The organism is Arthrobacter sp. GCM10027362, assembly GCF_042679445.1.
In the GTDB taxonomy this organism is placed as follows: Bacteria; Actinomycetota; Actinomycetes; order Actinomycetales; family Micrococcaceae; genus Crystallibacter.
Genome location: NZ_JBHTML010000127.1, coordinates 1 through 12,640, shown reverse-complemented (window position 1 = coordinate 12,640; position 12,640 = coordinate 1). Strand labels below are relative to the sequence as shown.

Genomic DNA, 12,640 nt, shown 5'->3' with positions numbered 1-12,640 from the left:
GCTGCACTCGCTTGAGGCCCGCGGCCTGCTGCAGAACGCGTCCGACGTCGGCGCCTGGCTGCGCGGGCGCCTCGCCTCGGTTCCCGGGGTGGTGGACGTGCGCGGCGAGGGCCTGCTGATCGGCTTCGACCTGTCCGAGGACCTCGCAGCCTCAGCCGTCCAGGCCGCGCTGGACGCCGGCTTCATCATCAACGCGCCCGGCCCGCGCACCCTGCGGCTGGCCCCGCCGCTGATCCTGACCCGCGGCCAGGCCGCCGGCTTCCTCGAAGCACTGCCCGGCATCCTCGCGGCGGCCCGGCAGGCCGCCGAATCCTCCGAAGCAAAGGTGGAACAGTGACCCCTTCCGCGAACAACCACACGACCCGCCACTTCCTGGTCGACACCGACCTCAGCCCCGCCGAGCAGGCCGAAGTCCTCGAGCTCGCGGCGGAAATGAAGAAGTCCCCGAACCGCTACCAGCCGTTCGCGGGCGAGGGCGCCGGACGCAAGACCGTCGCGGTGATCTTCGACAAGACCTCCACCCGCACGCGGGTCTCGTTCGCCGCCGGCATCGCCGACCTGGGCGGCGTGCCGCTGATCATGAACCCCGGCGAATCCCAGCTCGGACACAAGGAATCGGTGGCCGACACCATCCGCGTGCTCGAACGCATGGTCGCCACCGTGGTCTGGCGCACCTACGCCCACTCGGGGCTGGAGGAAATGGCAGCCATCTCCCAGGTGCCGGTGATCAATTCGCTCTCGGACGACTACCATCCGTGCCAGCTGCTGGCCGACCTGCTGACCGTCAAGGAGCACAAGGGACAGCTGGCCGGCCTGACCCTGGCGTACCTGGGGGACGCGGCCAACAACATGGCCAACTCCTACCTGCTCGCCTGCGCCACCGCCGGGATGAACGTGCGGATCGCCGGGCCGGAGGGCTACCTGCCCGCCGGCGCCGTCGTCGCCGCCGCCAAGGAGCGCGCCGCCGAAACCGGCGGTTCGGTGCTGGTCACTTCGGATGCCTCGGCCGCCCTGGCCGGCGCCGACGTCGTGGCCACGGACACCTGGGTGTCCATGGGCCAGGAGGAGGAAAAGGCCCGGCGGCAGGAACTCTTCCGGGACTACTCGGTGGACGCCGCGGCGCTGAAGCTGGCTGCGCCGGAGGCCATCGTGCTGCACTGCCTGCCCGCCTACCGCGGCTATGAGATCGCCGCCGAGGTCATCGACGGACCCCAGTCGGTGGTCTGGGACGAGGCAGAGAACCGGCTGCATGCGCAGAAGGCGCTGATGGCCTGGCTGATGGATAAGTCCGGCCTGGCCCCGCTGCGGGCGGTATCCTGAAGCCTGCAGAGAAGACTGTAATGACCACCATGCCCACCACCAAGACGGCCCGCCAGGCCCGGATCACCGCGATCCTGACCGGACAGTCCGTACGCTCCCAGGCGGAGCTCGCCGCCCTGCTCGCTGCCGAGGGCGTGCAGGTAACGCAGGCGACCCTGTCGCGCGACCTGGTGGAGCTTGGCGCCGTCCGGGTCCGCGGCGGGGACGGGGGGCTTGTCTACGCGATCCCGTCCGAGGGCGGGGAGCGCTCCCCGCAGAGCGGCATGACCCAGGAAATCCTGGACGCCCGGCTGGCCAAGCTGTGTGCCGACCTGCTGGTCACCGCCGAGGCCTCCGGGAACCTGGTGGTGCTGCGGACCCCGCCGGGGGCCGCGAACTTCCTGGCCCTGGCGATCGACCATTCGGTGATGCCGTCGGTGCTGGGTACCATCGCCGGGGACGACACGGTGCTGCTGGTCACCCGGGATCCGCAGGGCGGTACCGAGGTCGCGGCCCGCTTCCTGCAGTTCGCGGGCGATCCGGCCCGCAACAGCTGAATTTCCGAACCACTTACTTCCACCCCCATCACTAGCTAGGAGCACATAACGTGACTGACCGCATTGTTCTGGCCTATTCCGGTGGCCTCGACACCTCCGTGGCCATCGGCTGGATCGCCGAAGCCACCGGCGCCGAGGTCATCGCCGTCGCCGTCGACGTCGGACAGGGCGGCGAATCCCTGGAAACCATCCGCCAGCGGGCCCTGGACTGCGGCGCCGTGGAAGCCTACATCGCCGACGCCCGCGACGAGTTCGCCGCCGAGTACTGCATGCCCGCGCTGAAGGCCAACGCCCTGTACATGGACGCCTACCCGCTGGTCTCCGCGCTGTCCCGGCCCGTGATCGTCAAGCACCTGGTCGCCGCCGCCCGCAAGTTCGGTGCCACCACCGTGTCCCACGGCTGCACCGGCAAGGGCAACGACCAGGTCCGCTTCGAGGTCGGCATCCAGACCCTGGGCCCGGACCTGAAGTGCATCGCCCCGGTCCGCGACCTGGCCCTTACCCGCGACAAGGCCATCGCCTACGCGGAGCAGAAGAACCTGCCGATCGTAACCACCAAGAAGAACCCGTTCTCGATCGACCAAAACGTCTGGGGACGCGCCGTGGAAACCGGCTTCCTGGAAGACATCTGGAACGGCCCCACCAAGGACGTCTACGACTACACCGCCTCCCCGGAGTTCCCGCCGGTGGCCGACGAGGTTGTCATCACCTTCAAGGAAGGCATCCCGGTGGCCCTGGACGGCAACCCGGTCACCCCGCTGCAGGCCATCCAGCAGCTGAACCACCGGGCCGGCGCCCAGGGCGTCGGCCGCATTGACATCGTCGAGGACCGCCTGGTGGGCATCAAGTCCCGCGAGGTCTACGAGGCCCCCGGCGCCATGGCACTGATCGCGGCGCACAAGGAACTCGAGAACGTCACCATCGAGCGCGAGCAGGCCCGCTTCAAGAAGACCGTCGGCCAGCGCTGGACCGAGCTGGTCTACGACGGCCAGTGGTTCTCCCCGCTCAAGCGCTCGCTGGACACCTTTATCGAGGACACCCAGCGCTACGTCTCCGGCGACATCCGGATGGAGCTGCACGGTGGCCGCGCCACGGTCACGGGCCGGCGCTCGGACAGCTCGCTGTACGACTTCAACCTGGCCACCTACGACACCGGCGACGCCTTCGACCAGTCCAGCGCCCGCGGCTTCATCGACATCTTCGGCCTGTCCTCCAAGGTGGCCACCGAGCGCGACCAGCGCGTGGCCGAGGCCAAGGACAAGTAAATGGCGTCCGCCACCAACGAGGGCGCACTCTGGGGCGGCCGGTTCGCCGGCGGCCCCGCGGACGCGCTGGCGGCGCTGAGCAAGTCCACCCACTTCGACTGGCGGCTGGCCCGCTACGACATTGCCGGCTCCCGGGCGCATGCCCGGGTGCTGCACAAGGCGGGACTGCTCGACGACGGCGAACTGGCCGGCATGCTGGCGGCGCTGGACGCGCTCGATGCCGACGTCGCCTCGGGCGCCTACACGGCCGCCGAGGACGACGAGGACGTCCACGGCTCGCTGGAGCGCGGGCTGATCGAGCGGGCCGGGGCCCAGCTCGGCGGCAAGCTGCGCGCCGGCCGGTCCCGCAATGACCAGATTGCCACGCTGGGCCGGATGTTCCTGCGCGACCACGCCCGGATCATCGCCCGCGGTGTCCTGGACACCGTGGACGCGCTGGTGGCCCAGGCCGAGCGGCATCCACAGGTGGCGATGCCCGGGCGCACCCACCTGCAGCACGCCCAGCCGGTGCTGCTGTCCCACCACCTGCTGGCCCACGCCTGGGCGCTGCTGCGCGACGTGCAGCGGCTGGCGGACTGGGACAAGCGCGCGGCGGTGTCCCCGTACGGTTCGGGGGCCCTGGCCGGCTCCTCGCTGGGCCTTGACCCGGTGTCGGTGGCTGAGGAGCTCGGGTTCGACTCGGCCGTCTGGAACTCGATCGACGGCACCGCCTCGCGCGATGTCTTCGCCGAGTTCGCCTGGGCGGCGGCAATGATCGGCGTGGACCTGTCCCGGATCTCCGAGGAAGTCATCCTCTGGGCGACCAAGGAATTCTCCTTCGTCACCCTGGACGACGCGTACTCGACGGGCTCCTCGATCATGCCGCAGAAGAAGAACCCGGACGTGGCCGAGCTGGCCCGCGGCAAGGCCGGGCGGCTCATCGGCGACCTGACCGGGCTGCTGGCCACGCTCAAGGGCCTGCCGCTGGCATACAACCGGGACCTGCAGGAGGACAAGGAACCGGTGTTCGACGCCGCGGACACCCTGGAACTGCTGCTGCCGGCGGTTTCCGGGATGATCGCGACGTTGGTGTTCAACACCGAGCGGCTGGAGTCCCTCGCACCGCAGGGCTTTGCCTTGGCGACGGACATCGCCGAATGGCTGGTCCGCCAGGGCGTACCCTTCCGCGAGGCCCACGAGCTCTCCGGGGCGGCGGTCAAGCTGGCCGAGAGCCGCGGCGTGGAACTGTGGGACCTGTCCGACGAGGACTATGCCGGGATCTCCGCGCACCTGACCCCGGGCGTGCGTTCGGTGCTGACCGTCGAAGGTTCGCTGAACAGCCGCAGCTCGCAGGGCGGCACGGCCCCCTCCGCCGTGGCCGCACAGCTGACCGCGCTGAAAGAACAGCTGGCGGCTGCCCGCGACTACGCAGCAGGGTCGGCAGCAGGTTCGTAGGAGGTAATTGGCCACCGAATCCGGACCGCTGGATCCGGGCCTCAGGGCACGGAATTCCGGTGTTGGACAGGCACGTATTCCATGGCACGCCGGGCCGGCCACCTGAGCAGGTGGCCGGCCCGGCGTGCTTCCGATGTTTTCTGGCGGCTTCCCCTGCCGGCGTGCGGCACCGCATGGTGGCAGGCTGGACCGCGGACCGGCCAGATTCTCCGGAAGGCGCTGATGAAACCAGGACGCCGCATCGCCATCCCGCGCCCGCCCGTGGCTTCGTTCGGGCTGCCCGGGGCAGGGTCAAGGGCCTGATGGTGCCGGGCTTCGACCGCTAGATAACTGCAGGCCCACCTTCAGGCGCGGCTGCAGCTGGGCGGATGTGGTGGCGGCTGCTTGGTGTGCTGCCTGTTATGTCCGCCCAGGGCCCGGACACCACCCGCAGTGCTGCCGGACGCTTGGCCGGGGAGGGAATCTTCGTGCCGACCGTCTGCTCGGGAATCCATCTTCCGGCAGTCTTTCGCGCCGGCTGGTGGCGGGGCAGCGCCAGACAGGACGAGGGCGGGTTCTTCCGTGCACGCATCACCCGGGCAACCTTCAACTGAACCGCCGGACGGTCAGAACGGCGGCGCGTCCCCGTCCGGTATGCCCCCAAGCCCCGGCGGCCCGGGCTGTGCCGGCTTTGCCGGGTTGCGGAACTGTTCGGCTGCGTATAGCAGGCGCCGACGGTGGCCAAGCGGCAGATGCTGGAGAACGGCCTCCGGATAGTGGGGCGGGCCGTCGGCCACGTGGTCGGGGACGGAAGTGCTCGCGTAGCCGGCAGGGGAGGTCCAGGTGAATTTGCCGCCCGGGCCCTGGGCCGCTGACCAGCCGGCAGTGTGTTTGAGCCGGTGATGGTGTTTGCAGGTGGGGCCCAGGTTGTCCAGGGCGGTTTCGCCACCGTCCGCAAAGGCGACGGTGTGGTCCAGTTCGCAGGTCCCGGCGCCGTGCCGGCAGCCGGCGAAGGTGCACACCGGGTGGCGGTGGCGCACGACGCGGGCCAGACCCTTTGGCACCCGGTAGGTGGTCCGGCCCCAGGAGAGTCGGACGCCGGTTTCGGGATGGGTCAGGACACGGTGGAAGGACGGGGCGTTCGCGCACAGGACACGGGCGACGGCGGCGGGGACAGGCCCGTAGCCTTCGAGTTCGGCCGGTTCCTCGTCCAGTCCCAGCAGGGTGAATACGGGGACGGTGACCATCACCTCGGCGCGGATACCGGCGGCCGGGCCGGTGTCCATGCCGCCGTCGACGAGTAGGTCTGCGAGCACGTCGGCACGCAGCTGGGCCAGAGTGCGGGTTTCGCCGGGGCCCTGCAGGGACTTGGCCGCGCGGGTGATCCGGCTGTAGACGGCGTGCGCGGTTTCGGCCGGCAGCAAGGCGCCGAGGAAGGCCATGCCGTCGGACTCCGGGGTCAGCTCCACGCGGCGGTCGGCCGCGGCCCGGGCCCGGCGGACGGCGAGTGGCTCGGGGGCAAGCCGTTCGGCCAACCGGCGGGCTTTTCGGCGCAGCGGCGGCAGCCCCATCTTCATTGCATCCGGCAGCAGGGCCGCTTCGAAGACAGGGCGGGACGGAACCGGCAATGTGGCGGCCCGATCGGCGATGACCGCGGCCTGATCGCCGGTGATTTCCCCCGATTCCAGCGCGGTCAACGTGGCGGGCAAGCCGATGCACAGGTCCCGGGCCCGTTCCAGCCGGGCCCGGGCGGTTCCCTCGGGGATGCGCAGCAGGCTGGCCAGTTCGGCAGCAGCGGACTGCTCAGCCAATTCGGCGGCATTTGCCCGGGCCCGCTCCGGCATGCCCGGGGGCGGGGCCGGCACTTCCTGCACGGCCGCCTGGGCCAGACGGTGCTCCAGCCGGATGATGCGTGCCTGAAGCCAGGCACCGGCCATCCTGGCAGCCTCGAGCTGCCGGGCCGCCTGCCGGTAGTCGAGCCGGTGCGGCACCACTGCAGCAAGCGTGCGCACCTGCAGCAGCGGAAACGCTGCCGGGCCGTCCCCGCCACCCCAGTCATCCAGGCACACGTCAGGGATGGTATCGCCCGGTTCCCACGCGTCGAACAGGTCGTCCAGGACGAAGTCCGCCTCGCAGTCCTCCCAGTGCCGGCCGGGACCGGGACAGCCAGCCATGGGGTCCTCGGGTATCGGCGCGTGCGGATCGCCCCAGCGGAGGAGGAACTCCAACTCCCAAGCGGCCGGGTCCGCGGCAGCCCCGCCGGGCGGCGTGTCCGGCGGGTCCGGTTCGGGAAGGCAGTTCCCTGTCATGGGACTAGTCCACCACCTGCTGCCGACAGTTTGCGCTGCCACCGGCACCTGCCGCACCGGCCCGAAACTGCCGGCCCGCGGAACGGCGGAAGCCGCGGCAGCGCTGGCACGGCGCCGTCGACCCTCCAGTCACCGTGCCTACCCTCGATCACGGTCCGTGGGGTAGTTTGTCATTCATGACGACGCTGACGCCGGATGCAGACAAAGTGGTTCCGATCGGGCGAATCGAACGGGTTGACGGCGACTACGTTCTGGCCTTCGACCTTCAGCTCGACTATCCGCGCAGCTACATTTGGAGCCTGCTCACCGAGCGGGAGAGGGTCGCCAAATGGCTGGGCAATCTGCTCGACGACTGGGCGATAGGACACCCGTACGAATTGGACATTGGCGGCGGATCCGCAACCGGCACGGTGCTGCAGTACAACCCGCCGCTCAGCCTGCAGATCACTTGGGAGGACGAGCTGGGAGACGAGTCCGTGATCGAATGGCGGGTGCTCGAAAGCGCCGGCGGCACCTTGCTGCAGTTCCGTGCACGGACCGAAAGCACGGATTTCCTGACCGAGGGCAGTGCGGGGTGGCAGACCATTCTGGAAGGGCTGGAAGCCGTGGCCGCCGGCCGCAGTCCCGACACTTCCATCGACCGCTGGACGCCGCTGCGCGAGGCCTATGCCAGGGAATACTCGCTCTCTCCATCGATGGGCTCGTTGCGACGGGAATCCGGCCACCCGGCCGTACACTTCGACAGGCTCCTTGACGCGGACCGGGACACAGTCTGGCAGGCCCTGACCGATCCCGCGCAGTTTTCCCGCTGGCTGGCCCCCGGAATCCTCCAGCTGCAGGTCGGCGGCGCGATGAGGCTGGACTTCCCGGACTATTCGCTCGAGGGGGACGTGTCCTACGTGCTCAACGACCAGGCGCTGGAGTACAGCTGGTCCAGTCCCGAGGTCCAGGAGAGTTCGGTCCACTGGCTGCTGTCCCCGGCGGGCTCCAAAACGCTGCTGCAGCTGAACCATGTCGTGCGCTCACCGGCCAAAATCGACGTGCTGCTGGCCAAATGGCACGGCAGGCTGGACGCGCTGGCGACGCTGCTGGCCGGCGGTGAGGTGCATCCCTCCGCGCACCGGCTGGACGCCTTGACACGGTTCTACCGGCGGGCCTTCGGCACCGGAACGCCGGACAGCCGCAGCAGCTGAATGGACGGTGCCCTGCTGCACTGGCTGGCCCGGCCGGCCGTCGAGGTGGCTCCCGGCCTGCTCGGCGCCAGGTTTTCACACACGACGGCGGAGGGTGAAGTAGCGGTCAGGATCACCGAGGTCGAGGCGTATTTGGGCGAGCACGACCCGGGATCCCATGCCTACCGCGGCATGACCAACCGGAACCGGACCATGTTCGGGCCGGCCGGCCATATCTATGTCTACTTCACCTACGGCATGCACCACTGCGTGAATATCGTGTGCGGCCACGAGGGCCAGGCCACCGGTGTGCTGGTCCGGGCAGGGGAGGTGACGGACGGGCTGGACCTGGCCCGGCGCCGTCGTGCGTCGGCCAGGAACGACGCCGAGCTGGCCAAGGGGCCGGCCCGGCTGGCGCAGGCCCTCGGTCTGACGCTTGCCGACAACGGCCGGGCATTCCAGCCCGGTTCCCTGACGCTGCAGCTGCCGCACGCCTCGGCCCAGCATGTTCGGTCGGGGCCGCGCGTGGGCGTGGGCGGGGAAGGCGGGACGGAGGCTTATCCGTGGCGCTTCTGGATCGCCGGGGACCGGACCGTCTCGCCCTACCGGCCGGCCAAGCCCCGCAGCCGCGCCGGCCAGGACGCAGAGGCCTGAACTGCCGACCCGTTCCCGCGATCCAACCTTTATCGGATCTTTACCGGTTCGCACTGCGTACACTGTGATCATTCAGCTCAATACCGTAAAATAGACGGTCGGTCATTGCTGGAGGGAACTAAATAATGCAGGATGCGGACACGGCTCATGCAGAGTTGGAACACGAGCGCGACTACGTCGCCGGATTGTACCAACGCCTCGACGAACTGCGCGCCGAGAAGCAGGAACAGCTGGCCAGGGTCCGCAGCGGGGGAGCCGTGGGCTCGATGCAGAACGTGTCCGAGCGCGACGCGTTTGCCAGCATGTACGAGGACCGGCTCGCGCAGCTGAACGCCGTGGACGACCGCCTGGTCTTCGGCCGGCTGGACCTGGACAGCGGCGAAACCCGCTACATCGGCAGGATCGGCCTGAGCACCTCCGACCTGCAACGGCTCATGGTGGACTGGCGCGCCCCTGAGGCCGGCGCTTTCTACCAGGCGACGGCTTTCGACCGGCTCGGCGTCCGGCGCCGGCGGCACCTGATCCTGAAGGGCCGGCAGGTCCGGGGCATCGAGGACGACGTCCTGGATGCGTCGCTGCTTTCCGACTCCAGCTCCCTGCAGGGTGAAGGCGCCCTGCTCGCGGCCCTGAATTCCAAGCGCACCGGGCAGATGTCCGACATCGTGGGCACCATCCAGGCCGAACAGGACCGGATCATCCGGGCACCCATGCCCGGCGTTCTGGTGGTCCAGGGCGGGCCAGGCACCGGCAAGACGGCAGTGGCGCTGCACCGCGCCGCCTATCTGCTCTACACGCACCGGGAGCGGCTGAAATCCGCCGGGGTGCTGCTGGTAGGCCCGTCGGGTTCCTTCATGACCTACATCGAGCGGGTGCTGCCCTCCCTGGGCGAGACCGGCGTCGTCATGGCGACCTTGGGCCGGCTGATGCCGGGCATTAACGCCGTGCCGGAAAGCAACCCGGCCGCCGCCGAAATCAAGGGCCGGCTTGCGATGGCCGACGTCGTCGCCCGCGCCGTCGCCAACCGCCAGCGCGTGCTGGCGGAGCCGCGCCAACTCAACGTCGAAGGCACCATCCTGACGCTGACCCCGCGCCAGGTGGTCCGGGCGCGCGACAAGGCACGGGCGACCGGAAAGCCGCACAACGAGGCGCGGGGCACCTTCGTGAAAGTCCTGCTGCGCGAACTGACCGAGCAGCTGATGGAAAAGCTCGAGAAGTCCTCGGGGGCCGGCAACACGGCGGACCGCTCCTACCTGGCCGAAGACGTACGGTCCTCCCGGGACGTGCGCGTGGCCCTGAACCTGTGCTGGATGCCGCTGACACCGGAAAAGCTGATCGGCGAGCTGCTGAGCAAGCCGGCCCACCTGGCCGCGGCCATGCCCGGCTTCACCGAGGCCGAGCGGGAACTGCTGCTGCGGGACCCGCAGGCCCCCTGGACCGAGGCCGACGTGCCGCTGCTGGACGAGGCCGCCGAGCTGCTCGGCGAGCTGGATGCCTCGGCCGGCCGGGACAAGGCCCACCAGGACCACGAACGCGCCCGGGACCTGGCCAACGCCGAGCAGTCGCTGAAGAACGTGGACCAGATGCTGAAGGAAGCAGGCATCAATGGAGTCGTCAGCGCCGAGGACCTGGCCGACCACAACCGAGGCCAGGAGACCCGCCTGACGGCGGCGGAGCGGGCGGCCGCGGACCGGACGTGGGCCTTCGGACACATCGTGGTGGATGAAGCACAGGAGCTCTCGGCCATGCAGTGGCGGCTGCTGATGCGGCGCTGCCCGCTGAAGTCCTTCACCGTGGTGGGCGACATCGCCCAGACGAGTTCGGCCGCGGGCGCGCACTCCTGGCAGCAGGCGCTGGAGCCGTTCGCGCAGGACCGCTGGCGGCTGGAGGAGCTGACTGTCAATTACCGCACTCCCGCGCAGATCGCGGAAGCCGCGGTACGCATGGCAGTGGCTGCCGGCCTGGTGGTCTCGGCGCCCAAGGCCGTCCGGGACGGCCGGTGGACGCCGATCGTGGACCGGATCGACGGCGGGAAGGAGGACGGCAGCGCGCTGGTTTCGCACCTGCTCGAGGTGCTCCCGGAGGAGCTCGACGCCGTCGACGGGGGCCTGCTGGCGGTCATCGCCGCAGAACACCGGGTGGCCGAGGTGCGCACCGCCGTCGCGCGCAGGTACGGGGAACGGGTCGGCTCCGGGGCCGGCGGGCTGGGACAGGACATTACGGTGATCGGGCCGAAGGAGGCCAAGGGCCTGGAGTTCGACGGCGTCGTACTCCTGGAACCGGGCGAGTTGCTCGACGGGCTGGGCGGCAAGGTCGGCGACCTCTACGTGGCCATGACCAGGCCCACGCAGCGGCTGCGCCTGATCGCCGCCGGCGAGGTCCCTGCAGGCATCGAAGGCTGATAATTTAGGATGCGTGTCGACTAATACGTTCTTGAGTTCCCAAGCCAACGATCCGAGTTTTGCCAATGTCTGGCAGGAACTGAAATGGCGTGGCCTGGTCCACGTATCTACCGATGAAGCCGAGCTGGAAAAGCTGCTGGCAGGGGAACCGATCACGTATTACTGCGGCTTCGACCCCACGGCTCCGAGCCTGCACCTCGGCAACCTGGTGCAGCTGCTGACCATGCGCCGGCTCCAGTTGGCCGGACACAAGCCACTCGGGCTGGTCGGCGGTTCCACCGGCCTGGTGGGAGATCCGCGGCCGACGGCCGAGCGCACCATGAATACCAAGGAAACGGTGGCCGAGTGGGTGGGCTACCTCCAGGGCCAGGTGCAGCGCTTCCTGAACTTCGACGGCGAGAATGCCGCGCGCATCGTGAACAACCTGGACTGGACGGCGCCGATGGGCGTGCTGGACTTCCTGCGCGATATCGGCAAGCACTTCCGCGTCGGAACGATGATCAAGAAGGACATTGTTGCCTCCCGCCTGAACTCGGACGAGGGCATTAGCTACGCTGAATTCAGCTACCAGATCCTCCAGGGCATGGACTACCTGGAGCTGTTCCGCCAGTACGGCTGCGTGCTGCAGACCGGCGGCTCCGACCAGTGGGGCAACCTCACCAGCGGCATCGATCTGATCCACAAGGTCGAAGGCAAGAGCGTCCACGCCATGGGCACCCCGCTGATCACCAACTCGGACGGGACGAAGTTCGGCAAGAGCGAGGGCAACGCCATCTGGCTCGACGCGGCCATGTGCAGCCCTTACACGATGTACCAGTTCTGGCTGAATACCGCGGACGCGGACGTGATCGACCGGCTGAAGGTGTTCACCTTCAAGTCCAAGGCCGAAATCGAGGAACTCGAGCAGGCAGTGACCGAACGCCCCCACAAGCGCGAAGCACAACGGGCCCTGGCTTACGATGCGACCTCCATCGTGCACGGCACGGAGGCGACCGAAAAGGTTATTGCCGCTTCCGCGGCCCTGTTCGGCCAGGGCGAGCTGGGACAGCTCGATGAGCCAACGCTCGTGGCCGCGACCGCAGAATTGCCCAGCGCCACAGCGGACCGGAAGTCGCTCGGAATCGTGGACCTGCTGGTTGCTTCCGGTCTGGCTGCCAGCAATTCCGCCGCCCGCCGAACCGTGGCCGAGGGCGGGGCCTATGTGAACAACGAGAAAATCACGGATGCCGAGGCCGTGATCGATGCCACGAAACTGCTGCACGGCAAGTACCTGCTGATGCGCCGGGGCAAGCGCACTCTCGCCGTGGTCGAGGTACCGGCCTGACGAGTGCGGGCGGCCTGAACCGGCGCCGGCGCGCCCTGCAGGGCCAGGGCCGGCCCGCTCCTGAACGATTACGGGCCCGGCGGGGCGGAAACCCCGCCGGGCCCGCTGTTGTTCGGGCCCATTGGGACGGATTTGCCCGGGCTGCGGGAAGCGTGTATTGTTTTCTGAGTCGCCGCCGCCCGGCAGTGAAAACTGCGGAGGCCGGGCAGACAAAACCCCTCAATATATTCGCGGTATTCCGTGCATGC

At 69.0% G+C, this 12,640-nt stretch carries 10 protein-coding genes; 9 read left to right on the top strand and 1 reads right to left on the bottom strand.

The annotated features are described in order from the left end of the window. The 5 genes from ACFQ36_RS15955 to argH all read left to right on the top strand — a co-directional run. Window positions 1-337, top strand: a 337-nt coding sequence (locus ACFQ36_RS15955; RefSeq protein ID WP_377015283.1) for an aminotransferase class III-fold pyridoxal phosphate-dependent enzyme, incomplete at its 5' end; no start/stop codon positions are given. Beyond that, window positions 334-1,320: an ornithine carbamoyltransferase gene (gene argF / locus ACFQ36_RS15950; RefSeq protein ID WP_377015281.1), complete on the top strand. Its 987-nt coding sequence runs from the start codon at window positions 334-336 to the stop codon at window positions 1,318-1,320. The genes ACFQ36_RS15955 and argF, both read left to right, overlap by 4 nt. Window positions 1,321-1,340: 20 nt before the next feature. After that, complete coding sequence (locus tag ACFQ36_RS15945) at window positions 1,341-1,856, top strand: arginine repressor (RefSeq protein WP_377015279.1); 516 nt, start codon at window positions 1,341-1,343, stop codon at window positions 1,854-1,856. Window positions 1,857-1,906: 50 nt separating this feature from the next. Continuing rightward, window positions 1,907-3,121, top strand: a complete 1,215-nt coding sequence (locus ACFQ36_RS15940; protein ID WP_377015277.1) for an argininosuccinate synthase — start codon at window positions 1,907-1,909, stop codon at window positions 3,119-3,121. After that, complete coding sequence (argH, locus tag ACFQ36_RS15935) at window positions 3,122-4,555, top strand: argininosuccinate lyase (RefSeq protein ID WP_377015275.1); 1,434 nt, start codon at window positions 3,122-3,124, stop codon at window positions 4,553-4,555. A 605-nt stretch (window positions 4,556-5,160) separates the two neighbouring features. Here the strand turns inward: argH and ACFQ36_RS15930 are convergent. Continuing rightward, window positions 5,161-6,843, bottom strand: coding sequence for a DUF222 domain-containing protein (locus ACFQ36_RS15930; RefSeq protein ID WP_377015273.1), 1,683 nt, complete (start codon window positions 6,841-6,843; stop codon window positions 5,161-5,163). Window positions 6,844-7,019: 176 nt separating this feature from the next. Between ACFQ36_RS15930 and ACFQ36_RS15925 the strand changes: the two genes are divergently transcribed. From ACFQ36_RS15925 to tyrS, 4 genes are all read left to right on the top strand, one after another. Next, the gene (locus ACFQ36_RS15925; RefSeq protein WP_377015271.1) at window positions 7,020-8,036 is read left to right on the top strand and encodes an SRPBCC domain-containing protein; all 1,017 of its coding nucleotides are present in this window, start codon (window positions 7,020-7,022) and stop codon (window positions 8,034-8,036) included. Continuing rightward, window positions 8,037-8,669 (top strand): DNA-3-methyladenine glycosylase, encoded by a 633-nt coding sequence (locus ACFQ36_RS15920; protein ID WP_377015269.1) that lies wholly within the window; start codon window positions 8,037-8,039, stop codon window positions 8,667-8,669. 125 nt (window positions 8,670-8,794) lie between these two features. Next, a complete protein-coding gene (locus ACFQ36_RS15915) occupies window positions 8,795-11,068 on the top strand; it encodes a HelD family protein (RefSeq protein ID WP_377015267.1) in 2,274 nt (757 codons plus the stop codon). A gap of 31 nt (window positions 11,069-11,099) precedes the next feature. After that, window positions 11,100-12,392, top strand: a complete 1,293-nt coding sequence (tyrS, locus tag ACFQ36_RS15910) for a tyrosine--tRNA ligase (RefSeq protein ID WP_377015265.1) — start codon at window positions 11,100-11,102, stop codon at window positions 12,390-12,392. Window positions 12,393-12,640: the final 248 nt, after the last annotated feature.